The organism is Mucilaginibacter rivuli (assembly GCF_019391655.1).
GTDB lineage: Bacteria > Bacteroidota > Bacteroidia > Sphingobacteriales > Sphingobacteriaceae > Mucilaginibacter > Mucilaginibacter rivuli.
On the sequence record NZ_JAHXPQ010000002.1, the window covers coordinates 569055 to 594412 of the forward strand.

Genomic DNA, 25358 nt, shown 5'->3' on the forward strand with positions numbered 1-25358 from the left:
TTAGCAGACAATTGCAGCTGCTACCGGTTATTTTTTGAACACCACAGTCGCTTTTTGATTTTGGATTATTTTATTGTAAAATTCCTTTAGGTAGGGATATTCTGAGGGCAGGTATATGGCTTTGTTAAGCTGTTCAACCTGGCTGTATTTTAATATGCCCGGCTCCACACTTATGGTAGTAACAAAGCTGCCACCATTATTGGGGATAGTGATACCCAACGGTACGGGTTGCGCAATAACGTTGTATCCGCCCGGATAGGTAAACACTACCGAAAGGGTTGATTTTAATGCCGAACCAATATCAACAGGGTAATTGCGTTCATCCAAAGTAAAGGGGTTTATGGTTAGTTTATCAAGCATCACAGGGTCGATAATGATGTTATCGTTATTTTGATTTTTGCGTACATCTATCTCAACTTCATACATTTCAGAAACAGGTATATCTAAACTATCGGCTCCGGCTACTTCCCACTTTAATACTTTTACCTTATTTAGTTTTGCGGCCACGTCTTCAACATACTCTTCGGTGGTATTAAACTTTTTTATGGCTTTGCGTTTCTCATAAGCGGCATAACCCAATGAGTACCTTGTTATTGTCCCTTTTATTTTACCATCGGCCTGTAAGTTAAGGTTAAGGATGGCTGCGGTACTTCGTTTTTCGGGTTGGGTAATATCCATCCAGTAGGATGGCTTATCTGTACACATTACCCGCCCCTGGTCGTTAATACATTTTAAGGGTAACATCCCAAAGGGCAGCATCGGGTCGGTGGCATCGAGCAGGTAGGTTTTATTGGCAAGAACAACTTTAGCAATTATGTAATCAAAATCATTTATAACGGGGTAAAGCTTATTGATATGGCCATTGTTACGCGTTGAAAGTATAACAGGTTCAACCGGTATTTTTAATGATCTTAAGAGTGCTACTAACGAAAGGTTGATATCGGCAACACTGCCAAGGTGACCGTCATACGCTTTCCGTATTCCATTTATACAAAAGATACCCCTTGAATTATCCCATTTATACCATTTTTGTATATAAGCATAAGCCATGTGTGCTTTTTCAAGCGAATCGGTATTGCTTAATAACTGGCGTGGTAGTTTGTCTTTTATAAAATCGCCCCGGTCTATCTGCTTGCCAAAATCATCATCGTGCTTAAGGGTATAATCCACGTCTTTCCATTCTTTTGTCAGCTTAATTTTAAAGTTGTCGCGGTTGGTGTACGAAACCATATCAAAATACAAAGCCGATATAAAGTTGGATGGTGCGGTCATGTAATCCTCTGCAACAAAAGCCGGTATATTGCTCATTCCATAAGTTATTTCAGTACAATCGGCCGTCAGACCATAATTAAAGCAATCCGGTTTAATAACAGAGGTTTTCTTTTCGAGCCTGAGATACCCCCGTAGGGCGATATTATATATGTAAATGGCCGGAATAACAGCAACGTACTCCGATGATACTTTTGGAATATCCGATTGAAATTCCCAGGTGTGAAAAGTTTGATGGAAAGGAGACTCGGTTTGGTAGCTATATTCAATGATGCAGCCCGGGCGCAGGTTTGGTAATGCAAATTTTGCTACAGCATGATGCCCGTTTATTTGCTCGCGGTAAATTTTTTCGGGGTCTAATTCACTTTTTTGTATGGTGCCTTTTTCATCTTTATAAAATACTTCGGCTTTAATATGGCTAACTTTTTCGAAACTGTTTTTATCGCCAATGTATAAAGGTATGGTTACATTTCCTTGTGTAAAACCCTTACTGTCGAAAATTTTTATGCGTGCATGGTAGTTAAAAATAAGTGGTACGCCATCATCTGATGTAATGCGTGCTTTACCAAATTCTTTTAAAACCAGGGCGTGGGCATTGGTGTCTTTTAAATATTTTTTCATTTCAAACTCATCGGCGCCGGGTTTGCCAAATTCAAAATCTTGCGATAGTGCTGGTAATGAAACGGATATCAATAAAAATAATATAAAAGCCCTTATCATACTGGTATAGTTGCAATTTGTGGTTAAAATAGATATTTTTTTATTGTTAAGGTTATAATTAATGTACCGGTTGCCAATACTTTTTTAGTGATTATAAAATTATTTGCTGATTTTAGTACCCGAATACTTTGTACTGTTATAAATGAAATTAAACCTTAAACGCCCCCTTGCTTTTTTTGATCTGGAAACTACCGGAACTAATATTGGCGTTGACCGTATTGTTGAAATATCGGTAATAAAAATGAACCCTGATGGCAGCGAAGCTGTTAAAACCTGGAAGGTTAACCCCGAAATGCCTATCCCGTTAGAGTCATCGCTGGTACACGGCATATATGATGAAGATGTTTTACATGCACCTGTTTTTAAGGCTGTGGCCGATGATGTAGCTGTATTTATTGCCGATAGCGACCTTGCGGGATACAACTCCAACCGTTTTGACATCCCCATGCTGATGGAGGAGTTTTTACGTGTGGGGCATGGTTTTGAGCTTGATGAGCGTTATTTTGTTGATGTGCAAAACATATTCCACCAGATGGAGCAACGCACGCTAAAGGCCGCTTACCAGTTTTATTGCGGTAAGGATATTGTTAACGCGCACAGCGCCGAAGCTGATACCCGTGCCACCATGGAAGTATTGCTTGCACAGGTGGAGCGCTACGCCAACGCCGAGTTTGAAGATAAGAAAGGCGTTAAGAGCATCCCGGTAACGGGTAATGTTGATGAACTGCATAAATTTACCAACCTAACCAAGCCTGTTGATTTTGCAGGCCGTATGGTGTTTAACGATGCCGGCGAAGAATGCTTTAATTTTGGCAAACACAAAGGCAAACGGGTAGAAGATGTATTTAAGGCAGAGCCAAGCTATTATGCCTGGATGATGCAGGGTGATTTTCCGTTATATACCAAGCGTAAGCTGGAGCAGATATATAAACGCTTTACGCAGAAAAAAGAACAGCCTAAACCTGAGCAAAAGCAGGCTGCGAAGGCTGAAGCCCCTGTACAAACAGCAGCTAAACCTGTTACACCACAATTACCACAAGCACAAAAACCGGCATACAATCCAAAAACAAATAATCCCGAAAGGAAACCTTTTGTACCACGCCCCGAATTGAAAAAGGCCGAGCCTGCTAAACCCATTGATGAGGATATGCTGGCCGCTTTAAAACAGAAGTTTGGTAAGTAAGGAGATCTGATTTAACATCGCGTCATTGCGAGGTACGAAGCAATCTTCGATAGGTATGTCGGCTACATGCGTGGTGTGAATGAATAGTTTAGGGTTGCTTCGTCCCTCGCAATGACGCGTTTTCTATATTTTGGGGTAATGTATATTCCTCTTCAACCCTTCAAACTTTGCCCGTTTTACGGCTGAGCCTTTAAATACCTTTTTAAATACATCTTCGGTAATTTCATGCCAGTCTTGTTTGGTCATGCCGAGGAGGTCGGGGTGTGGATTAAAAGCAGGCTCAGTATGTGTAACCGAAAATCGGTTCCAGGGGCAAACATCCTGGCAAATATCACAGCCAAACATCCAGTCGTCCATTTTATCTTTAAATGATGCCGGTATTTCATTTTTTAGCTCGATGGTAAGGTAGGATATACATTTGCTGCCATCAACAACGTAAGGGCCTACAATAGCTTGGGTAGGGCAGGCATCAATACATTTGGTGCATGTGCCGCAATGGTCGGCTGTGGGGGCAATATCATATTCTAACTCAAGGTCAACTATCAATTCAGCTAAAAAGAAAAAAGAGCCTGTGCTTTTGCTGATGAGGTTGCTGTTTTTGCCTATCCAACCCAAGCCGGCTTTTTTGGCCCAGGCTTTATCCAATACCGGTGCCGAGTCAACAAAGGCGCGTCCGTTTACTTCGCCAATATTATCGGTAATGAGTTGCTGCAGTTGTTTAAGCTTATCTTTAATAACATGGTGATAATCATTACCGTAAGCGTATTTTGATATTTTGGGGGCAGAGGCATCCAATTGCTGCTCTCCGGTATAATAGTTAAGGCTAAGGCTGATCACCGATCTGGCGCCATCAACCAGCAGACGTGGGTCCAGGCGTTTATCAAAATAGTTTTCCATGTAGCTCATTTCGCCATGGTGTCCATTTTTTAGCCAGTTCTCTAAACGTGGAGCTTCACTCTCTAAAAAACCTGCCCGGGCAATACCGCATGACTGAAAGCCGAGCTCTTTAGCCCAGGCTTTTATCTGTTGCGAGTATTTAGCGGTATTTAACATTAATGTGCTTATGTGCAAATGTGAATATGTGCAAATGTATGAATTACAATAACTCAATCATTTGCACATCTGCAAATACGCACATCTGCACATTCAAAAAATCAGTTTTTCGTTTCGTGTTTTTCGTTATAAGCTTTAATCAGCTTTTCCATATCGCCGAAAGAATACTTTTTTGCTTTTACCTTCTCTACAATTTCGGGCTCATCGGCCATTACTTCGCTTATCACATCAACAAAGTTTTGCTTTTTCATTTCTGTCATACTGCCGGTATCCGAGCCAAAATAGTATACAGCACGGTTACCGCCACCAAACATACCGCTGCCTAATGACAGGCCAATGCCGGTACCAATGCCGCCAACTGAGCCTCCACCCATACCCAGGCCAAAGCTTGGCTGTATGCCACCACCGCCACCACCACCGCCAGAAGCATTAATGGCGTATAATTTGAGCGGGGAGTTAACCATCACCTGCATAAAATCCAATTCGTTTTTGCTCCAGGTACCAACACGTGGTGCGCGGGCCACAATAAAACTATCCCTCCCAATAACAAAACCATGTATCATGCTGGCGCTCAGGTTTTGTTTGTTGGCTTTGTCATCTTCTTTAAAAGTAATGTAACCCTCGTTCTCTACCAGTTTTTTGCCTGTACCGGTACGGATAAGGCCTTCAACCTTTTGGCCGTTAATATCATAATAATAACCTTGCTGAAACTTGCTGGTTAAGCCCTGTGCATTGCTGCTGCATGCGAAAAAGAGTATAAATGCGGATAAAAATAGAAACTTCATGATCTGTATTGAATAGATGCAAATAGAACAAAAAAAACGGCGATTTATTGTGCTGGTTTACTAACGGCTGGTATTAAACCATGCCGGTTCATTATTTCGCCCAATACTTTTGGGTCGGGTGGCACGCCGGGTTTAATAGCGTCGCGTATCTCGCGGAAATAGGCCGGACCTATTGATGCCGGCGTAAGTACGCATAATGTTTTAGCTTCCTTATCGCTCAGGTTATCGTGGTAATGCACTACGCCTCGGGGGATAAAGCAATGATCGCCGGGGCCAATGCTGATATGCTCGCCATTAACGATGGATGATAAGGTGCCTTCCAGTCCGTAAACCGCTTCGTCAACATCAATATGGTAATGTGGTACAGGTACTTTGGCTCCTGCCGGGATGATCATCTCGAACATTACCAATCGGTTGCGGGTATCATCGCCATCCAGCAGGAAACGGAGTTCTAACTGGCCAATACGTATTATTTCTTTTACAGCAGGCATAAATTGTTTGATTTGGTTTAGGCTATATTAACTTTACGATTTAAAGATAAAAATTATTACACAATACCATGATTGTTGACCTGCGAAGTGACACTGTTACCAAACCAACGCCCGGCATGCTGCAAGCCATGATGAGCGCCAAAGTTGGCGATGATGTGTTTGGAGAAGACCCTACTGTTAACGAATTAGAAAATAAGCTTGCCGCGATGTTTGGCATGGAAGCAGGGATGTTTTGCCCTTCGGGTACGATGAGTAACCAGATAGCCATAAAATGCTTTACCCAACCTTTGGATGAACTGATAGCCGACCAAACTGCGCACGTGTACCGTTACGAGGGTGGGGGCATTGCTTTTAACTCAGGTGTATCAACACGTTTATTGCATGGCGAGCGTGGCATACTGACCGCTGATATGATAGCTCCGGAAATTAACGAGGAGAATATCCATTTCCCGCATACCAGTTTGGTGGTGTTGGAAAATACGGTGAATAAAGGCGGTGGCAGCTGCTACACCTTAAATGACATTGCCCCGATAGCAGAGCTTTGCAGAAGCAAGGGTTTAAAGTTGCATTTGGATGGCGCACGTATATTTAACGCGTTGGCCCATACAGGCGATAAAGCGGCCGATTACGGCAAGTATTTTGATGGGATATCAGTTTGCCTGTCCAAAGGTTTAGGAGCGCCTGTGGGCTCTGTATTGCTGGCTGATAAGGCTGCTATTAAATATGCCCGCCGGATACGCAAAGTATTAGGTGGGGGCATGCGCCAGGCCGGTTTTTTAGCCGCGGCCTGTATTTACGCGTTAGATCATCATGTAGCGCGTTTAAAAATTGATCATGCCCATGCAGCTTTATTGGCTGCTGAGTTGGCAAAATTGCCCTGGGTGAGCGGCGTATTGCCTGCCGAAACCAATATTGTTTTATTTGATACTGTTGAGCCTGCAGCTACTGTGGCTAAGAAATTAGAAGATAAAGGCATCCGCGCAGTACCTACGGGTGCCAACCGCATTCGTTTTGTGTTGCATTTGGATATTAGCCCGGAGATGGTGGAGTATGTTGTAGAGAATCTTAAGTCTTTAGCCTAAAGTCAAGAGTCTTTTTTTATTTTGACTCCTGACTTTAAACTCCCGACTAATTACTTTATCTCTCTATCCGCCGATTGCCTTTCAACCATCCAGCCGGGGTACTCTTTTGGCAGGGCGCTTACTTCATCAATTTGTTTCAATTCATCAGCGCTAAGCGTTACTTGGGTCGATTTAATGTTATCGGCCAGCTGATCTGCGTTTTTAGCGCCTATGATGGTACTGGTCACTGTACTTTGGTGGCGTATCCATGCCAATGCAATTTGTGCTGCAGATACGTTATGCGCTTTGCCTATTTGCAGTATCACATCAATAATATCATAAGCCTTATCTTTATTAACCGGGGGGAAATCAAAAATATCACGGCGGTTATTGCCCGATTTTTCGGCGTTGCGTGTAAACTTTCCCGAAAGGAAACCACCTGCCAACGGGCTCCAGGGCATTACGGCCAGGTTTTGATCGGCAGCCATGGGCAGTATTTCGCGCTCTACATCGCGTCCCGCAAGGGAATAGTAATATTGCAGGCCTTCAAATTTGTTCCAGTTGTGTTTTGCGGCAATGCCCTGCGCTTTCATTACCATCCAGGCGGGCCAGTTACAAACGGCTATGTAGCGTACTTTGCCGGTGAGCACAATGTCGTTTAAGGCGCGCATGGTTTCTTCAACCGGGGTTTTAGGGTCAACACCGTGTACATACAAAATATCCAGGTGGTCCATTTGCAGGCGTTGCAGGCTCTCATCAACCGATTGGAAGATATGGTATCGCGACAGGCCTACATTGTTTTTGCCTTCGCCCATACGGCCGCGCACTTTGCTGGCAATTACTAAATCATGGCGGTTCAAGCCAAGGTCTATAATGGACTGGCCAAGCAGCCTTTCCGATTCGCCGAAAGAATAAACATTGGCAGTATCGATAAAGTTGATGCCAGAGTCCACAACGGTTCTCATCAGTTGGTTAACTTCATCTTGCTGTGTTTTGCCTATGTTGGCCCAAATGCCGCCACCACTGCCACCAAAGGTCATGGTGCCAAAGCACAGTTCGGAAACCACAACACCTGTGGAGCCAAAAAAATTGTATTTCATAAAATTGATTTTGTTTAGGGGAACCCTAAATTACCGGCTTTTGTTTACCCTAATGTTAAGTTTTGAAGAAATGGTAAGGATATGACAATACAGGCCTATAATTTGCTTTCGAGGTTCTGTTTTACATCGCTTTCCCATTCATTTTTCAGGATGCTGAGTATGATAGAATCGCGGCGGGCACCTGTAGCGGTAACGGCATGGCTGCGCAAAACGCCTTCCACTTTACAGCCTATGCTTTGCATGGCTGCTTTGCTGCGTGTATTGTTATTGTCTGCACGAAACTCTACACGTTCGGCTGCTAATTGCTCAAAAGCAAACTGTAGCAGTAAATACTTGCAATGTTTGTTGAGACCCGTACCCCAAAAGGCTTTGCCATACCATGTATAACCCAATTGTAGCATTGAGTTGGCGATCTGGATATCATAAAAACGGGTGCAGCCTGCGTATTGGTTGGTTTGCTTGTCAAACACAATGAAAGGGTATTCTGTTCCGGCAGCTTTAGCGATGAGCGCGTCATTGATGTACTTTTCCATGCCTGCTTTGGTTGCGGCGCTGCGGAGTGAAAACTGCCACAGATCAGGCTCATTTTTGGCGAAGGGGAGCAGGTTGTCAATATCGCTTTCCTGTAAAGGGCGGAGCAGTACACGTTCGTCTTCTAAAATGTATTCCTTGTTTTTATTGAACGTTAAAGGCATGGTCAGTATTTTAAGTTCACATCTGCAACTTTACCAATAATGATGATGGCAGGGTGGGTGAGGTGGTGCTGTTCAACCAATGCGGGCAGATCCTTCACCATACCACGAACAGATTTTTGCTGCGGCAGCGATGCGTGCTGAATGATAGCGGCAGGCATATCTGCATTGCCCGCTTCGGTGTAGGTTTGTACTATTTCGTCCAGTTTTTTCATACCCATGTAGATCACAACGGTGGCATTGCTTTGCATGGCAAGTTTGAGGTCGGCAGAGAGTCGGCCATCTTTTTTGGTTCCGGTAACCATCCAAACACTCTCGCTTACAGCACGGTGTGTAAGCGGTATATCCTCAAAGCCGCTGGCCTGCATGCTGGTAATGCCCGGTATGTAAAAGCTTTGAATACCATGCTCGCGGGCAAAGAGCATCTCTTCGTAGCCACGGCCAAATATGAACGGGTCGCCACCTTTAAGGCGTACTACCAAACCTTTTTCGAAGGCCTTTTCTTTAATGAGTTCCAGTATGCGTTCCTGCGATGTATAATCGCCGTAAGGGCGTTTGCCTACGTATAGTTTTTCGCAATCGTCAGCTGCGAGGTCTAACAATTCCTTATTCGCCAGGTTATCGTACAGGATAACTTTGGCCTGTTGTAAAATTCTTTGTCCTTTTACAGTGATCAGTTCAGGGTCGCCCGGACCGGCGCCGATGACATATAGCTGGGGGATAATGGTAGTCGTATCCATAATTGTGATAAAGTTCATAAAAAATGGACAATCCAAAAACTTAATTCACACTAATCCTATAAAATGCTGTGTTTTATATAGGTTTGTATCTGCGATGAATACCGAACAGGATAAATATTACCAAAGCCATAGCAAGCTGCAACTGATAGGCCAGCAAGGCCAGGCCAAACTTAGCGCTGCAAAAGTATTGGTAATAGGTGCCGGTGGCCTGGGCTGCCCCTGCCTGTTAACACTTGCAACAGCAGGGATCGGTAACATTGGCATTGCCGATTTTGATACGGTATCGGTAAGTAACCTGCACCGGCAAACCTTGTACACCATGGGCGATGTTGGGCAGTTAAAAGCCAAAATTGCCCATGATAAAATTGTACAATACAATACATATATAAATGTTAATCAAATTGATATGATGATTAACGAAAGTAATGTGTTAGATATCATTAGTCAATATGATATGGTAGTTGATGGTACCGATAACTTTGCCACCCGCTACCTTGTTAACGATGCTTGTGTGTATTTAGGTAAGCCTTTGGTATACGGTGCGATATACCAGACCGAGGGACATGTAACAGTTTTTAACTATCATAACTCAGCTACTTTACGCTGCCTGTTCCCCGAACCTGATGCCGAAACCTATGTGCCATCATGTGCTGAGGTGGGCGCTTATAATGTGGTAACCCAGATCATCGGGGTGATGATGGCCAATGAAGTGGTAAAAATAGTGACGGGAAACGACGATGTACTTTCCAATAAATTACTGACCTACGATGCAATTGCCCCCGGGACGCGAACCATCTCTTATCGCGCAAAGCCGGAGAGCCGCGAAGTAAGCATGGCAAGGTTTGAGCAGAAAGAACAGCCTGCTGATATGAGCATTGAAGAGTTTTTGAACTTGGATGAGGATACATATCAATTGCTGGATGTGCGTGAGGATTGGGAGCGTGAGGAATACAACATTGGCGGTTTACACCTGCCCCTGGCAGCGATAAATAGTTTTAAATTATTGGACTTATCCCAAACAGGTAAAATTGTGGTTTATTGTGAGCAGGGTAGCCGCAGTGCTGCTGCGGTGCAGTATTTGCGAAAAAAAGGGTTTATTAATGCGGTGAGTTTGCAGGGTGGTATAGTAGCCTATCAAAAACTTGTTCCCTGATCAATTTTCACATCCCTTTATGATAACACCCAAATAGCTTGTACCTTTAGCGCATGTTGCAGGTAAGCGAGTTGTTTGTGTATCCTATCAAATCCTTAGGGGGGATCGGGCTGAGATCGGCCAGAGTAACCGACCGTGGCCTTGAGCACGACCGCCGCTGGATGCTGGTAGATAGCAACAACCGTTTTTTGTCGCAGCGCGAGTTTAGCCAGATGGCCTTGCTCAGAACCGCCATCACCACCGAAGGCATTGCCGTACGCCATATAAATTATCCCGAGGAAGGCATTGTTATTCCCTTTATACCTCAAATTGACGAGGCGGGCGAGTTTACCGTTTGGGATGATACCGTTAGGGGTAGATACGTAAGCCATGAGGCCGATGTGTGGTTTAGCGATATGCTTGGCACCATATGCCGTTTGGTGTATATGCCTGATGAAACCATGAGGGAAACTGGGCGACAAGAACCTTCAGCTACCAACATCACATCACTGTCTGATGCTTACCCATTCCTGTTATTAGGCGAGGCAACGCTCGGGCACCTGAATGAACAATTGGATACGGCGGTGCCGGTTAACCGCTTCAGAGCTAATATAATATTTAGCGGCGGCCAGCCGCATGACGAAGATACCATGGCGCACATTAAAATTGGCGATATTGATTTTTATGGTGTAAAACTTTGCGCGCGTTGTAACGTGATCACCATTGATCAGGATACAACCCACCAAAGCAAAGAGCCAACCCGCACCTTAGCCCGTTACCGTGCGCTGAACAACAAAATATACTTTGGCCAAAACCTGTTGCATACAGGCGAAGGCAGTATTAGTGTTGGCGATAAAATAACCATTGTAGCACTAAAAGAAGCCCTTATACATTAGCCATGCGCGATATTACCCATAAACAAATTACCCTGCGTACTGCCAAAGCTATCGGTGTTATTTACTGCTCGGCGGCGACCATTGATATGATCAAAAACAACGAACTGCCCAAAGGTAATTTGTTTGACGTGGCACGTGCGGCAGGCTTTATCGGCGCAAAGCTAACGCCCCAGTTGCTGCCCCATTGCCACCCCGTACAAATTGATGGCATGGATATTACATTTGAGTTTTTAGATAAGGCACAACACGCTGACTATTTTGATGATACGGCGTTTATCAAAAGTGGAATTGTAATTACGGGTGAAGCAAAATCAATAGGTCGTACAGGTATTGAAATGGAGATACTAACGGCGGTATCCGTTGCGGCTTTGGAGATATACGACATGCTGAAACCCGTTGACAAGCAACTGGAGATAAGCGGAATTAAACTGCTGCAAAAGCGCGGAGGCAAAAGCGACAGGGAACGCTTTTTTGAAGTGCCACCAATATGCGCGGTGTTGGTTTGCTCTGATTCAACAGCTGCAGGCACACGCGAGGATAAAAGCGGAAAGATCATTACCGAAATGCTGAAAGCCGTAAACGGCGATGTTGTGCATTATGAAGTATTGCCCGATGATATTACGCAGATACAAATGCAGGTACGTGCCTGGGTTGAAGCGGATGTTCAGTTTATATTCACTACGGGGGGCACTGGCTTTGGTCCGCGTGATAATACCGTGGAAGCCATTGAGCAAATATTGGAACGCAAAGCCGACGGCATTAGCGAGGCCATGCGGGTTTACGGGCAGCAACGCACACCTGTAGCCATGATGAGCAGGGGTATAGCCGGAACAATAAACAATACCATGATCGTTACCTTGCCGGGAAGCAGCAATGGCGCAAGGGAATCGTTAGAAGCGATATTGCCGGCCGTTTTCCATGCAAGGGCGATGATGCTGGGCGGAGGGCATTGATTTGATTTCGGATTTCGGATTTTCGATTTCGGATTTACCTTTCTTGTCCGCCAATTTATAAATATGTCATGGCGAGCGATAGCGTGGCCATCACTGAGAAGGGTAACAAATTGATATTTCGGATTTAGAAATATTCAACAATACGTCATTGCGAGGTACGAAGCAATCCTCGATTGATAGGTCGGCGACATGTATGACGGAATGCAAAGTTTAGGATTGCTTCGCTCTCGCTCGCAATGACGTGATTTTTATAATAATGGTTCATGTTAAAATACACAGAAGCTCAAAACATCATTACATCGCTTGCCCGTTCTTTCGGACAAGAAGAAATTGCTTTGGAGGATGCAGACGGCAGGGTGCTGGCCGAAGGCGTGCCTGCAGATCGTGATTATCCGCCGTTTAACCGCGCTACGATGGATGGCTATGCGATTGCCTTGCGGGATTGGGAAAGTGGCGTACGGGGCTTTAAAATACAGCAGGTGGTATATGCGGGTCAGGTTGCCGCTGCTGAGTTAACAGCCGGTACCTGTTATAAAATTATGACGGGCGCCCCTGTGCCTTTATCGGCCGATGTTGTTATCCGGCGCGAGGACGCGGTGCAAACAGATGATACCGTAACATTCAATATCGAAACCGTTAAACCTTTCCAAAATATCGCCCGAAAGGGGGAAGACATGCATGAGGGTGATGTGATCCTGCAAAAGGGCATGGTTTGTAACCCTTCGGTAATCAGCCTGCTGGCATCATTAGGTAAAGTAAAACTGATGGTAAAAAGCCTGCCCAAAGTGGCCCTGTTTACTACAGGAGACGAAGTGGTAGAGCCGGGTATGCCTGTGTTGGTCAGCCAGATACGTAACAGCAATCAATATCTGCTGAAAAGCCTGCTCAGGAAGTGGCTGATAAAGCCCGCCGTTTATCAACATATTGCTGACGATCAGGAACAATTAAAACAACATTTAACCAAAGCCTTAAACTGCGATATGATCATCACCTGCGGCGGCGTATCAGCAGGGGACGCGGATTATTTGCCCGAAGTGCTGGAAAGCATTGGTGTTAAAAAACTATTCCATAAAGTAGCTATACGGCCCGGAAAACCCATTTGGTGCGGGCAAATGCCCAACGGTGGTTTGGTGTTTGCCTTGCCGGGAAACCCCTTCAGTTGCCATGTTACCTTTAAGCTCTTTATCGAAACCTATTTAATAGCTTGCTTTGGCCTGCCCAAACCCGCGCTATCGCAATTGCCATTATTATCGGCGAAAGCCAAAAAAGTGAACTTAGATGAGTTTTTTCCCGCCAGGGTATCTAATGATGGCTTATTGTCCATAGCGTTCAATAGTTCGGGCGATATTAAATCGGCCTTAGTTGCCGATGCCTTGGCGGTGCATCCCGCAGATGCAGGCGACCTGATTGCCGGGAATAAGGTAATGTTCATCTCATTGTAACAAATCATGTTTATGTGTAGTCATTTGCATATTTGCACATTTGCTCATCAGTACATTAAAAAATTACATTGTATATTTGATGTTTGATGATGGATCTGCAGGATAAATACGGTCGCGATTTTAAAACTTTACGGGTAAGCTTATTGAGTACCTGTAATTTGGGCTGCGTGTATTGCACAATGGGTACCGAGGAAGAGATCACGACAGATCGTAAACCTCAAACGCCTGCCGCAGTATTCCTGCGCCACATCCGCAAACTGCATGAGCAGCTTGATCTGAAAACCATCCGTTTTACAGGCGGCGAGCCGCTCTTATACCGTGAGCTGCCCGAGGTAATAGCGGGAGTAAGGGCAATGGGTATCGAAGACATTAAAATGACCTCGAACGCTTTTCTGCTGGATAGGCTTGCGCCGGCTTTAAAGGATGCAGGCTTGCAGTATATCAACGTTTCGCTCGATGCCATGGACAGCGATTCGTTTTTCGCGATGACGCGCCGTAAACAGTTACAGCGCACCCTGAAAGGGATTGAAACCGCTTTAGCTTGTGGTCTGGATATTAAACTGAACGCTGTAATGATGAAGGGTAAAAATGATGACCAGGTTTTGCCTTTGCTGGAATATGCTTTTAAGCATAACATCAGGATCCGTTTTCTGGAAGTAATGGCAATGGGGCATTTATTTGGCCATGCCAATGATTATAAACTATCTCAGGATGAGATACTGGATATTATTGCTACCCGTTACAGCTTTAACCGTTTGGAGCGCAAAACATCATCAACAGCCAATTACTGGCAAACTGACGAAGGGCATGTATTTGGCATTATAGCCAATGATACCGAGCCGTTTTGTATGGATTGTAACCGCCTCAGGCTGGATGCCGAAGGTAATATTTATGGCTGCCTGAGCACCAATAAAGCCATCGCGTTAAGCGGCGATGAAACTGATGCCCAACTACAGCAAAAGCTGCAAATGGCCATGGCACAAAAACAAGATATGCAGTTTACAGGCAGCGAAATGAGCATGTTGCATATTGGAGGATAGGAAGAGAATCAAGAGTTAAGATGCAAGAATCAAGATTGAAATGAATTGGGGATTAAAATCTGATTATAAAATAAAACGTGGCGATCGTTGGATGCTTTATCGCCTTATGCAATATACAGTTTGGAGAATGGCTAACCTTAGCGGGAAGATGTACGGACGTATAAAATATCTCTTAGACAAGAAATAGAATGAAGAGAGTTAATTGCCGGATAGCAATAACTTTATAACTAACAACTAATAACCAAAATGAAGATACAGGTGTTCGCGGTTTTAAAGGAATACTTTGATAAGGAGTTTGAGCTGGGCGATGATATTACAGATATCGCATCGCTGCAAAGCCACCTGTCGTGTTTAAACGCATCGGCGCAGGGTATATTACAATTATGCCGCTTTGCTGTGCACGATGAGTTTGTTGACCATGATTTTACAATAACAAAGAATGATACGATCTGCATATTCCCACCAAGCAGCGGTGGCTGAGCTAAGCGAAATATCGGCAGGGCCACTTGATGTGGTGGGCTTACTTGCCGCGGCGCATCACCCTAAGGCAGGGGCGGTAGTGCTGTTTAGCGGCGAAGTGCGTAATCACAACGAAGGTATGGCTGTTGATTACCTCGAGTACGAGGCGCACGAAAGCATGGCTACCAAAATGATAAAGGCCATTATTGCCGATGCCAACCAAAAATGGCCGCTAAATATTGCTGTAGCGCAACACCGCACAGGTAAGGTTACCGTTGGCGAAACCGCTGTCATCGTAATAACCGCATCGGCACACCGTGGCGAGGCTTACGCGGCTAATCAATACATTATCGACCGTATCAAGCACGAGGCCCCCATCTGGAAATGCGAGTACTTTAGCGACGGTACGAAGAAGTGGGGCAGTAATTGCCATTGTTAGCCCCCCAGCCCCCTAAAGGGGGAGCAAAAAGTATGGAAGACAAACCTCAAAATATTAATTCAAATTCGCCCTTTAGGGGATCAGGGGGCAAACCCACGATCACCATAGAATACTGCCCCAAATGTAACTGGATGCTGCGTGCGGCGTACATGGCGCAGGAGCTGCTGAGTACTTTTAGCGATGATGTGCATGGCGTGCTATTGCAGCCCAGCGAAGTAAGCGGCAGGTATACCATCAGGATAGATAATGTGGACTTGTTTGACCGGAAGAGGGAAGGGCGTTTTCCCGAGATCAAAGAATTAAAGCAATTGGTGCGCGATGTGGTAGCTCCGGATAAAAGCCTGGGCCATTCGGATAAAAAGACCGATTAGTTATTCCGGATACTGGTCTCGGTTTCAATGGTGCGGTTAATGTTGTGGATAATATCATCCAACTGAACGGTGCATTGGTCCAGAAAATCAACATACTGTTCTTTTTCACCCTCATTTTCAGCATCTTTTATCAGTTGCATTAAGCCAAGAATAGACGCTACGGGCCGCCTCAACTCATGCGAGCTTAGCCAGGCAACATCGCGCAGAATAGTATTTTGTTTCAGTATCTCGTCTTCTTTTTCTTTTCGGATGGTAATGTCGTTCTGTATGGCAATGTAGCCTATAAAGGTATTGTCGTCATCAAACAATGGCGTAAACTCAATATTTACCCAGTACTTTTGGCCGGTTTTGGTATAGTTGATCAGGTCAACCGAAAACACTTCGCGGTTACGCTCGGCATTATCAACAAAGTCAATATCATTAGGGTTGGTATCGGGCCCCCACATAAACTGCGATGGTTTTTTTCCGGCAACTTCGTTCAGCGTATAACCTGTAAAATTCTCAAACGCTTTGTTTACCCAGGTAATACGGCTTTCGGTATTCAATATCACCACCATATTGTTTATCCGGGTAACTATGGTGCCGAGGCGCTTGTTCTCGTCGCTTATTTTGTTACGCTCCGTTTCTATCTGTTTCAGTTCGGTAATATCCTGCATGGTGCCGCGTATCTTAAAAGGCTTGCCATCCTGGTATTCCAGTTTGCCTAACTGGCGCACATATTTTACTTCGCTGCGCAGGTACAGGCGGTGTATAATGTCAAAATCGGTGCCGTCTTTAATGGTTGTTTTTATCGCATTCAAAAACCGGTCAAGGTCGGCAGTGTGGATGATCTTTAACAATAACTCATAATCGGCAACAACCGCTTTTGGGTCAGCATTAAAAATAGCATACATCTCGTCAGAAAGCTTTAGGGTGTTATCTTCCATATAAAGTTCCCAACCGGCAATTTTGCTTAGCTGCTGTATGTCGCTCAAACGCCTTTTCTCTTGTTCAAGGCTTTGGTTTATTTGAGATAGTTGTGTCTCATGTTCTATAGCATCTGTACAATCGCGCGAAAGTACCATAACGGCATATTCGCCCCAAATTCTTATTTTGTTTGATGATATATCGACATAAATTAACGAGCCATCTTTTTTCAAGTGCCGCCATATACCCGATTTATTGAACATGTTAACGTTTTTAGCCGCGCTTTCTACTTTTGCAACATCTTCGGTTGGGCGTATATCCCTGATGGTCATTTTTAAAAATTCATCGCGGCTATAACCATAAAACTCTATGGCCGCGTTATTTACCGATATAAATTTAAGGCTATCCAGTTCATATATCCACATGGGGTTGGGGTTGCTCTCGTACATGGTACGGTATTCAAAACCATTTTTGATGATTTGTCGGTTACTGTACAGCGTGAGGATATAAATCAAGATACCCGATACAATAACGAATACAACGCCCTTAATGCTATTAATGAGGAAAAAGGTATGTTTATCAACCTTGTGTTCAAAAATGAATACAAAGCGGTCGCTAATTAATATCCACAGCAAACTTACTATGATATATATAGCAGCTATGTATAAGGGGCTAAGCTTTTTCATTTAAATTATATCAGGTAGATATTTGATTATCAAATGGCAACATTGTTTTAATGCAATGCCACTCCATCTAATTTTAAGTAAAAAAACAAATAATTTCGCGTATTATTAATATTTTTAGTTAAAGTTTTTTATCAGCTCCGGGCATAATTACGCTAATAGCCTTACATTTGGTTTTTAAATTGTTGAAGTAAATATATGCAAAGCCTCAAAAAATATTACATAATTCCGGCAACGCCGGCCGAAGTTTACCAGGCCATAGTTAACCCCATAAGCATACAAATATGGACAGGCGAAGACGTACAGATGAGTACCGAGCCCGGCTCTGAGTTTTCACTTTGGGATGGCAGCATTGTAGGGAAGAACATTGAGTTTGTTGAGGATAAAAAAGTTGTTCAACAATGGTATTTTGGCGACCAGGTTGAAGAATCTATCGTTACCATCATACTGCACCCCGATAAGCACGGCACATCGGCCGAGTTAAGGCATACCAATATACCCGATGGCGATTTTAACGATATTGCCGAAGGTTGGGATACCGCTTACTTTGGTTCGATAATTGATTTTTTTGATGGCCTTTAAATATTTGTTTTCCCGGTAACAAACACAAAACCGCTATTCGCCTGTTAGCAGATCAATATATTGTTTACAAAAAGATCTACTGATATGGAAACTATAAAATTATTCAAGCCTGTTACGGCTGTACTAACCGCGGCGGTAATGCTGTTCAGCTCGGCAACCGTGCAAGATAAACAAACCGATAAAGTACAGGATGCAACGGCCGTAGTGCGCGACTTTGGCAAAATGCAGGAAAGTATCCCACAACAATTATTGGAGGTTACGCAAGGTATAATCATCATCCCTAAAATGATAAACGCCGGCCTGGTGGTTGGCGGTAAGCGCGGTAAAGGCGTAGCCATGGTAAAAGATGCCGATGGTAAATGGAGTAATCCGGCTTTTGTAACCCTTACCGGCGGCAGCTTTGGTTTACAGGCAGGTGTACAATCTGTTGATCTTGTGCTGATATTCAAAAAACGGGCAACACTTAATAACATTGGCAAAGGCAGCTTTACCCTTGGCGGCGATATATCAGTAGCGGCAGGCCCGGTAGGGCGCAGCTCAACTGCCAATACCGATTATAAATTGGAGGCCGAAGTTTACTCATACTCGCGCAGTCGTGGCCTGTTTGCAGGCATCAGCTTAAACGGCGCTTCACTAAGTGTTGATGAGAAAGCTAACAAAGCTTTTTACGATAATGATAATTCAGCTAAAGAGATATTCATCTCATCAAAAACAACATCAGCATCGGTAACAGATCTAAAAGCGGCTTTGAGCGCATTGTATAAATAAGCATTTAATACACAACAAAAAATGCCCTGACGAAAGTCAGGGCATTTTTATTTAATCATTTACACATCTGCAAATTCTCACATCTGCACATTAAAAAAAGCTACCATATCTTCACCCGCTTTTCGGGTGCTAACCACATCGGGTCTCCTTTTTTAACGCCGAAAGCGGCATAAAACTCAGGCACGTCGCTAAATGGTCCGTTTACACGTAAAAAGCCGGGAGCGTGTACATCTGTATTTATCTGTTGCGCTAAAGCTTCATCGCGGCGTTGCCCTAACCAACCAATTGCATAACCTAAAAAGAAACGTTGTATCGGTTTTAAGCCATTTATGGTTTTGCCTTCTTTGTATTGTTTTGTCTTTTTAAAGGCATCTAAACCTAACACTATCCCGCCAAGGTCGGCAATGTTTTCGCCCAGGGTAGCCTGGCCGTTAACATGCAGGCTATCTAAAACTACGTAGCTGCTAAACTGGTCGGCTAGCATTTGCGCGCGTTTGGTAAAGTTTACCGAGTCGGCTTTTGTCCACCAGCTTTTCAGGTTGCCTTTAGCATCATATTGGCGGCCTTCATCATCAAAGCCGTGGGTAATTTCGTGCCCGATGGTTGATGCTGCAGAATAACCGTAAACAACGGCATCATCAATATCGGCATCCATAATACCCGGAATAATAAACTGTGCCGCGGGTAATGTGATCTCGTTGTTTGACGGCGAGTAGTTAGCATTATAGGTTTGCGGCGTCATGTTCCACTCTGTATGATCAATAGGCTTACCCAATTTGTTAATGTTATTTTGGTATGCCCATTTGCGTGCCTGCATTACGTTTGCCGCGTATGATTCGCGACTAACCTGCAGGGTCGAAAAATCTTTCCATTTATCAGGGTAACCAACTTTAGGGTGTATGGCATTTAATTTTACCAGGGCCTTTTTCTTTGTTTCGGGGCTCATCCAGGTCAGTTTGGCAATATGCTCACGATATGATTGCCTGATGGCTTCAACCAGGTGGGCATATCGCATTTTAGCTTTTAGCGGAAAATATTCTTTAACAAATAGCTGACCCAACAACTCGCCCATAATACCGTTCTCGGTATCTAAAACGCTTTTCCAGCGTGGTAGTTGGGTTTTGCGGCCCTGCAAAACGGTACCTGTAAATCGGAAGTTCTCGGTAACAATGGCATCATTCAAATAAGGGGCGTATGATGAGATAAGTTTCCAGCGCAGGTAAGCCTTCCAGTCAGCAACCGAAAATGCAGTAAGGTATTTATTAACCCCTCTGAAAAACTCAGGCTGGCCAATAATAATACTATCGGCGCCAATGATGCCCATCTTACCAAAAAAGGTATTCCAATTAATAGCAGGCGTTAGTTTGTTAAACTGTGCTACCGACATTTTGTTGTAATTGCGATACGGATCGCGCAGTTCTTCTAATTTACGACTGCTATCGGCTAATGCTTTCTCTATCGCGAAAACACTTTTGGCCGCTGCATCAGCCTGGGCATCGCTCAGGCCGGAAAGTTTGAGCATGGCAGGCACGTATTTAGTGGTATAATCGGTACGTATTTTAACCGTGCGCGCATCGGTTTTAAAGTAATACTCGCGGTTAGGCAGGCCCAGGCCGCCTTGCCCGGTTTGCAGTATCATTTTAGCGCTGTTCTTATCATCCTGCCCGGCACGTGCCCCGGCAAAGGTGCGTACCCCAATGGTGTTAAAGTAGGCGGTAACATCCAGTATATCCTGCACCGTGCTTATCTTATCAATACGCCCCATAGGTTCGCTCAGGGCGTTAATGCCCAGTTTTTCAATGGTTACGCTATCTAAACCTGAGTAATAAAAATCGCCTATTTTTTGTGTGCTGCTACCTTTTGGCGCATTAGCTTTTATGGCACTTTCGTTGATCTTTTTCAACCTGTCGCGAATATCTTCGCCCACCACATTACCAATACCCCAGCTTGAGTAGGCAGGAGGGATAGGGTTATTTTTTAACCAGGTGCCATTGGCATACATAAAAAAATCGGTACCGGGTTTTACAGATTTATCAAGATTTTGATAGATCGGGTCGTTTTTAGGGTGGCTTTGCGCCAACACGGCCGATGTGCTGAACACAGCAAGCGCCGTTACACCTAAATAAAGGAGTTTAAGGTTGGGTTGTTTCATTAAAAATCAGTTTACGTTAGCCAAATTTAATATTTTAATTCAAAGTATTTAGTTGAGGATTGCAGCCTAATACAATTACATCCTTACTTTTAACTATAATTGTGAATATGATATAAGTAATGTATACCGACGAGATACTTAAAATAGCACTATCTGCAATAATTGGCTGCCTGGTTGGCCTTGAGCGTGAAATTCGGCGCAAGCCGGCCGGCTTCCGCACACTTGCACTGATATGCGTTGGCGCTACTATATTTACCATTTGCTCCTACAAGTTGGGTCTTACTGATAACCGCGACCGTATAGCCGCCAACATCATTACCGGTGTAGGTTTTTTAGGCGCAGGCGTCATCTTTCGTAACGGCGCATCGGTATCGGGTATTACCACGGCAGCAACCATCTGGATAGCGGCAGCGCTGGGTATGCTTATCGGGATAGGCGAGTATATGCTGGCTTTACTGGGATTGGGCATCTCGCTCTTCATCCTGTATGCTTTGCAATTCATACAAAACCTCATCGATACCAAATTCCAGCACCGCGATTATACCGTAACCTACAAAGGCGATTGCGATGCAACAAACTTTAAGGCCCACATAGCCACCCTGAAACTAAAAACCCACTACTTCAAAGAAACCCGGCAAGACCACCAAACAACTTTCGAGTTCGACATCACCGGAAAGGAAATCGAACTGGATGTTTTTAATGATTGGTTGAAGGGTGAGGAGAAAGTGTATTCGTTTAGGTGGTGATGATTTTAGTATGCAATGTGAGAATGATTGGCTGAGGGAAATCCGATACTGGTCGAAGTTTTCAACTTCGTCCTAAAATGTGTTAAGCTATCAGCTTAAGGGTGCGATACCTATTTGTATCTCGCAAGCAGAATGCTTGCTGTAATGTAGGACGAAGTTGGAAACTTCGACCAGTAAAGTGCCAGTTGGAGGATAGGAGGATTTATTCTTTTCCCCGTCAGCAAAAAAGCTTCGGCCAAAAGCGGAGAAAACAATGGTGGCCAAGAGCGGCAGCAGGGCATAGCAATTTTTGCAGCAGGGCAGGCCATGAGCGAGCGGAGCAGGGCAAAAGGTTGCAGCCCAGGTTTTCTCCGCTTTGTGCGGCAGGGCATGTGCGGCAAGGAAGCCTCTTTGCTGACTTGACCTTTTGGTTACTTTTGGGTCAAGCCAAAAGTAACTAGGCCCGTCGCGGCTATGAGCGACCAGATGAAGCTTGTCGGAGCCGTAATAGTTCGCGAAGCATAGTTTAGGATTGCTTCGTGCCTCGCAAAGACGTGGTGGAAATATTCTTCTTCCCCGTCAGAAAAAAAACTTCGGCCAAAAGTAACTAAGCCCGTCGCGGCTATGAGCGACCAGATAAAGCCTAATCGTAGCCGTAATAGTTCGAGGCCTTTCTCAGTGATGGCCACGCTGTCGCTCGCCATGACATGGTGGAGGAATACCTGCTTTTTTAACTATCTCATTAACAAATTAAAATAGTTCTTATTCTACTGCTCGCAATAACGGTCATTTTAATAACTTCGCATACCTATTTTCTAGAAACATGCGTACCACGCTTATCGGATCGGGCAATGTAGCAACACACTTTGGGGCGGCATTAAAAAATGCAGGCCACCATATTGTACAGGTATATAGCCCTACCCAACACAACGCCGATCTGCTGGCTTATCATTTAGGTGCATCGGCAATCAGCGATCTTGATAATATTGATACCGAAACAGACCTATTCATCATATCGGTTAAAGATGACGTTATTGAGCAGATAGCCAAGCAATTGGCCGTACATCAAAAACTGATCGTTCATACATCGGGCGCTACATCTTTGCAGGCCATCAGTCAATATAATAAGCGATCGGGTGTTATTTATCCACTGCAAACCTTCAGCAAACAGCGCGAGGTTGATTTTAGAAAGGTGCCCTTATGCGTTGAAGGAACTGATGAAGTAACTATTGCCAGCCTTAAAGTATTGGCGCACATGTTAAGCTTAAACGTATACGATGTAGATACCGCACAACGTAAAATATTGCACCTGGCAGCGGTTTTTGCTTGTAATTTTCCAAATAACCTATATGCCGTTGCACAGGGTTTATTGGCAAAGCACCAGCTTGATTTTAACCTGCTGCGCCCGCTCATCCTGGAAACAGCGCAAAAGGTACAGCATAATTTCCCTGCCGAAGTGCAAACCGGCCCGGCGGTTAGGGGCGACGAAAAAACAATGCAGGCACATTTGGCTTTGCTAAATGATGATGCTTTAAAGCAGGTTTACACGGAGCTTAGTCAAAGTATTATCAAATTGGACAAAGTCTATAACGCCGATAGGTAATTTTGTTACTTTTGCACCCAATGAACGTTTTTAGTATTAAAATAAATTTTGAGGAAGCCGATCATGAATCGCTGGAGCTGCAAATTGCCGAGGGCGAATCGGTTTTGGATGTTTGCCTCGAAAACGGAATAGACCTGCAACATAATTGCGGTGGCGTATGTGGTTGCAGTACCTGCCAGGTTTATGTAACCAAAGGCATGGACAACATACAGGAAATATCGGATAAAGAGGAAGACTTTATTGATCGTGCCATCAGCCCTAAAATAAACTCGCGCCTGGGTTGCCAGTGTGTAATTATTGATGGCGATATTGAAGTAACTATCCCCGACCAGTCGCACTTTATGGGACACTAACCTATTATAACAAGCAAAAATGACAAGCAAAATATTTGAACTCCCTATACATTGGGCCGACCATGAAGACATAGCCATGGGTCTTTACGAAAAATTTGGCGATGATTTTGATGAATCGAAAATATACCGCATCCGCTTTACCGACCTGCTGGAGTGGATACTAAGTCTGCCTAACTTTGCCGGCACCCGCGAAGAAAGCAGCGAAGGCCACCTGGAGCAAATACAATCGGCGTGGGTGTACGAGTGGAGAGATAACCAGTAGCGGTTCATTTGTTCACTGGTTCATTAGTTGATTTGTTATATCAATTTAATAGGCCGGTGACAGATCAGCAAGCTAAAGTACCAATGAACCAATGGCTAATGAACTAATGAACATCCCTTCAATAATCCTCGCATCAAAATCCCCGCGCAGGCAGGAGTTGATGAAGCTGATGAATATCAATTTCAGGGTAGTATTAAAGGATGTTGATGAATCGTATCCCGAAGGTTTAACACCTACCGAAATAGCCCTGCATATTGCCGAAAAGAAATGCTATGCCTTTGATGAGATGGTAGATAATGAGGCTGTAATTACTGCTGATACCATTGTTAGCATAGGCAACCAGATACTCGGTAAACCCGAAAGCCCGGAGCATGCCGTAGCTATGCTGCAAACCCTATCCGGCCAAAAGCACCAGGTAATAACCGGGGTTTGCATCTTATATAAAGGCCAATACAATTTATTTTACGATGTATCGGATGTGCTGTTCCGCACGCTGAGTGATGATGAGATACGGTTTTACGTTGAAAAATACCAACCCATGGATAAAGCCGGCTCATACGGTATCCAGGAGTGGATAGGCCTTACCGGAATAGTGCGTATTGATGGTTCGTACACCAATGTGGTGGGCTTGCCTACAGAGAAATTATACCAGGCTTTGATTAAGTTAGGATAGAATTTCGAAAAATTATTTCATCGCTTTTTATGGAATTGCTATGCTGTTTGCGTCTACAGCATATGAAAACAAAACCAACCCTATCTATCCCGCAGCCTTGCAGCCAAAACTGGCATAATATGCAGGCCAATAAACAAGGTAAATTCTGCAACAGCTGCCAAAAAACTGTTGTTGATTTTAGCCTGCTGACCAATGCCCAGATACTCGACCTCATGGCTTCATCAACAAAAATTTGTGCCCACATTACACAGGCACAGCTTGATGATTTTAACAGACAGGCAAAAAACTGGTCTTCGTTTTCATGGCGTAAATTTAGCATAGCTGCAACCATCATAGGCTTTATATCCCTGTTAAAGGCCGAAGCTAAACCAGTAATAACAAAACCAAAGCTGGAGCAAATGCCAGTTGCTGCAAAAGAAACCTACGCTGCCACCGATACATCTGCAGCTTATAAAAGGATATTCGGGAAGGTAACCGGGGGCAGCGATACAACAGGTATTCCCGGTGCTATAATTACTGTGAAGGGGACACAAATAAATACCATAACTAATGCCGAAGGCAAATACAGTTTAAATGTACCCGCGTCTGCAAATTGCACTTTGCTAGTAAGTTATATTGGTTATCAGCGGCTTGAAACCAGTATTGAGGTAAGCAAACCCTCGCAGCAATATAATTTAAACTTAAAAATGAACGCCGCGTTACTAGGCGAAGTGGCAATTATACGGCCATCATTTGCAAAACGTGTTTATTATAATGTTACCCGCCCTGTAAGAAAGCTTTTTAGAAAGAAGGCTAAAACTGTAGCCAATATGAAATAACGACTGA

General features: G+C 44.2%; 28 protein-coding genes. 19 read left to right on the forward strand and 9 right to left on the reverse strand.

Features of this window, described 5'->3' with window-relative positions; all coding sequences use genetic code 11:
* Positions 1–27: 27 nt before the first annotated feature.
* On the reverse strand, positions 28–1989 hold the full coding sequence (locus KXQ82_RS06230; protein ID WP_219487292.1) for a DUF3858 domain-containing protein: 1962 nt from the start codon (positions 1987–1989) through the stop codon (positions 28–30).
* Positions 1990–2131: 142 nt separating this feature from the next.
* Here KXQ82_RS06230 and KXQ82_RS06235 point away from each other — a divergent pair, with 142 nt between their 5' ends.
* Positions 2132–3172 (forward strand): exonuclease domain-containing protein, encoded by a 1041-nt coding sequence (locus KXQ82_RS06235; protein ID WP_219487293.1) that lies wholly within the window; start codon positions 2132–2134, stop codon positions 3170–3172.
* A gap of 123 nt (positions 3173–3295) precedes the next feature.
* On the opposite strand, the gene queG is transcribed toward KXQ82_RS06235, so the two are convergent.
* From queG to KXQ82_RS06250, 3 genes are all read right to left on the reverse strand, one after another.
* A complete protein-coding gene (gene queG, locus KXQ82_RS06240; RefSeq protein WP_219487294.1) occupies positions 3296–4225 on the reverse strand; it encodes a tRNA epoxyqueuosine(34) reductase QueG in 930 nt (309 codons plus the stop codon).
* Positions 4226–4326: 101 nt separating this feature from the next.
* Positions 4327–5010: a hypothetical protein gene (locus KXQ82_RS06245; protein WP_219487295.1), complete on the reverse strand. Its 684-nt coding sequence runs from the start codon at positions 5008–5010 to the stop codon at positions 4327–4329.
* 44 nt (positions 5011–5054) lie between these two features.
* Positions 5055–5501, reverse strand: a complete 447-nt coding sequence (locus tag KXQ82_RS06250; RefSeq protein ID WP_219487296.1) for a cupin domain-containing protein — start codon at positions 5499–5501, stop codon at positions 5055–5057.
* A 68-nt stretch (positions 5502–5569) separates the two neighbouring features.
* On the opposite strand from KXQ82_RS06250, the gene KXQ82_RS06255 reads away from it, so the two are divergent.
* On the forward strand, positions 5570–6583 hold the full coding sequence (locus KXQ82_RS06255) for a threonine aldolase family protein (RefSeq protein ID WP_219487297.1): 1014 nt from the start codon (positions 5570–5572) through the stop codon (positions 6581–6583).
* Between the two features lie 50 nt (positions 6584–6633).
* On the opposite strand, the gene KXQ82_RS06260 is transcribed toward KXQ82_RS06255, so the two are convergent.
* From KXQ82_RS06260 to cobA, 3 genes are all read right to left on the reverse strand, one after another.
* The gene (locus KXQ82_RS06260; RefSeq protein WP_219487298.1) at positions 6634–7662 is read right to left on the reverse strand and encodes an aldo/keto reductase; all 1029 of its coding nucleotides are present in this window, start codon (positions 7660–7662) and stop codon (positions 6634–6636) included.
* Between the two features lie 95 nt (positions 7663–7757).
* On the reverse strand, positions 7758–8357 hold the full coding sequence (locus KXQ82_RS06265; protein ID WP_219487299.1) for a GNAT family N-acetyltransferase: 600 nt from the start codon (positions 8355–8357) through the stop codon (positions 7758–7760).
* 2 nt (positions 8358–8359) lie between these two features.
* Positions 8360–9112: a uroporphyrinogen-III C-methyltransferase gene (gene cobA / locus KXQ82_RS06270; RefSeq protein ID WP_255563480.1), complete on the reverse strand. Its 753-nt coding sequence runs from the start codon at positions 9110–9112 to the stop codon at positions 8360–8362.
* A gap of 76 nt (positions 9113–9188) precedes the next feature.
* Between cobA and KXQ82_RS06275 the strand changes: the two genes are divergently transcribed.
* The 8 genes from KXQ82_RS06275 (at position 9189) to KXQ82_RS06310 (ending at position 15826) form a co-directional block, all read left to right on the forward strand.
* Positions 9189–10247, forward strand: coding sequence for a ThiF family adenylyltransferase (locus KXQ82_RS06275; RefSeq protein WP_219487300.1), 1059 nt, complete (start codon positions 9189–9191; stop codon positions 10245–10247).
* A 53-nt stretch (positions 10248–10300) separates the two neighbouring features.
* Positions 10301–11122 (forward strand): MOSC domain-containing protein, encoded by an 822-nt coding sequence (locus KXQ82_RS06280; RefSeq protein WP_219487301.1) that lies wholly within the window; start codon positions 10301–10303, stop codon positions 11120–11122.
* A 2-nt stretch (positions 11123–11124) separates the two neighbouring features.
* A complete protein-coding gene (gene moaCB, locus KXQ82_RS06285) occupies positions 11125–12075 on the forward strand; it encodes a bifunctional molybdenum cofactor biosynthesis protein MoaC/MoaB (RefSeq protein WP_219487302.1) in 951 nt (316 codons plus the stop codon).
* Between the two features lie 263 nt (positions 12076–12338).
* Complete coding sequence (locus KXQ82_RS06290) at positions 12339–13517, forward strand: molybdopterin molybdotransferase MoeA (protein WP_219487303.1); 1179 nt, start codon at positions 12339–12341, stop codon at positions 13515–13517.
* Between the two features lie 86 nt (positions 13518–13603).
* Positions 13604–14557: a GTP 3',8-cyclase MoaA gene (locus tag KXQ82_RS06295; RefSeq protein ID WP_219487304.1), complete on the forward strand. Its 954-nt coding sequence runs from the start codon at positions 13604–13606 to the stop codon at positions 14555–14557.
* 246 nt (positions 14558–14803) lie between these two features.
* On the forward strand, positions 14804–15037 hold the full coding sequence (locus tag KXQ82_RS06300) for a MoaD/ThiS family protein (protein WP_219487305.1): 234 nt from the start codon (positions 14804–14806) through the stop codon (positions 15035–15037).
* Positions 14997–15455, forward strand: a complete 459-nt coding sequence (locus KXQ82_RS06305) for a molybdenum cofactor biosynthesis protein MoaE (protein ID WP_219487306.1) — start codon at positions 14997–14999, stop codon at positions 15453–15455. Before KXQ82_RS06300 ends, KXQ82_RS06305 begins: the two co-directional genes overlap by 41 nt.
* 32 nt (positions 15456–15487) lie before the next feature.
* Positions 15488–15826 carry an Rdx family protein gene (locus tag KXQ82_RS06310; RefSeq protein WP_219487307.1) on the forward strand — a complete coding sequence of 113 codons (339 nt, stop codon included), beginning with the start codon at positions 15488–15490 and terminating at the stop codon, positions 15824–15826.
* Here the strand turns inward: KXQ82_RS06310 and KXQ82_RS06315 are convergent.
* On the reverse strand, positions 15823–17418 hold the full coding sequence (locus tag KXQ82_RS06315; RefSeq protein WP_219487308.1) for a PAS domain S-box protein: 1596 nt from the start codon (positions 17416–17418) through the stop codon (positions 15823–15825). The two genes, KXQ82_RS06310 and KXQ82_RS06315, sit on opposite strands and share 4 nt — an antisense overlap.
* A gap of 195 nt (positions 17419–17613) precedes the next feature.
* On the opposite strand from KXQ82_RS06315, the gene KXQ82_RS06320 reads away from it, so the two are divergent.
* A complete protein-coding gene (locus tag KXQ82_RS06320; protein ID WP_219487309.1) occupies positions 17614–17997 on the forward strand; it encodes an SRPBCC domain-containing protein in 384 nt (127 codons plus the stop codon).
* An 84-nt stretch (positions 17998–18081) separates the two neighbouring features.
* Positions 18082–18765: a lipid-binding SYLF domain-containing protein gene (locus KXQ82_RS06325; RefSeq protein WP_219487310.1), complete on the forward strand. Its 684-nt coding sequence runs from the start codon at positions 18082–18084 to the stop codon at positions 18763–18765.
* Between the two features lie 100 nt (positions 18766–18865).
* Here the strand turns inward: KXQ82_RS06325 and KXQ82_RS06330 are convergent, their stop codons facing one another.
* Complete coding sequence (locus tag KXQ82_RS06330) at positions 18866–20917, reverse strand: M13 family metallopeptidase (protein WP_219487311.1); 2052 nt, start codon at positions 20915–20917, stop codon at positions 18866–18868.
* A 119-nt stretch (positions 20918–21036) separates the two neighbouring features.
* Here KXQ82_RS06330 and KXQ82_RS06335 point away from each other — a divergent pair, with 119 nt between their 5' ends.
* The 7 genes from KXQ82_RS06335 to KXQ82_RS19810 all read left to right on the forward strand — a co-directional run bounded on the left by KXQ82_RS06335 (position 21037) and on the right by KXQ82_RS19810 (position 25351).
* Positions 21037–21663, forward strand: a complete 627-nt coding sequence (locus tag KXQ82_RS06335; RefSeq protein ID WP_219487312.1) for an MgtC/SapB family protein — start codon at positions 21037–21039, stop codon at positions 21661–21663.
* Between the two features lie 603 nt (positions 21664–22266).
* Positions 22267–22401: a hypothetical protein gene (locus KXQ82_RS19805; protein ID WP_255563482.1), complete on the forward strand. Its 135-nt coding sequence runs from the start codon at positions 22267–22269 to the stop codon at positions 22399–22401.
* 64 nt (positions 22402–22465) lie between these two features.
* Positions 22466–23245 (forward strand): Rossmann-like and DUF2520 domain-containing protein, encoded by a 780-nt coding sequence (locus KXQ82_RS06340; RefSeq protein ID WP_219487313.1) that lies wholly within the window; start codon positions 22466–22468, stop codon positions 23243–23245.
* 20 nt (positions 23246–23265) lie between these two features.
* Entirely contained in the window at positions 23266–23598 is a 333-nt protein-coding gene (locus KXQ82_RS06345) for a 2Fe-2S iron-sulfur cluster-binding protein (RefSeq protein WP_219487314.1), read from the forward strand.
* Between the two features lie 19 nt (positions 23599–23617).
* Positions 23618–23860, forward strand: a complete 243-nt coding sequence (iscX, locus tag KXQ82_RS06350; RefSeq protein ID WP_219487315.1) for a Fe-S cluster assembly protein IscX — start codon at positions 23618–23620, stop codon at positions 23858–23860.
* A 91-nt stretch (positions 23861–23951) separates the two neighbouring features.
* Entirely contained in the window at positions 23952–24533 is a 582-nt protein-coding gene (locus tag KXQ82_RS06355) for a Maf family protein (RefSeq protein WP_255563483.1), read from the forward strand.
* Positions 24534–24595: 62 nt separating this feature from the next.
* Positions 24596–25351, forward strand: a complete 756-nt coding sequence (locus tag KXQ82_RS19810; protein ID WP_255563484.1) for a carboxypeptidase-like regulatory domain-containing protein — start codon at positions 24596–24598, stop codon at positions 25349–25351.
* Positions 25352–25358 lie beyond the last annotated feature (7 nt).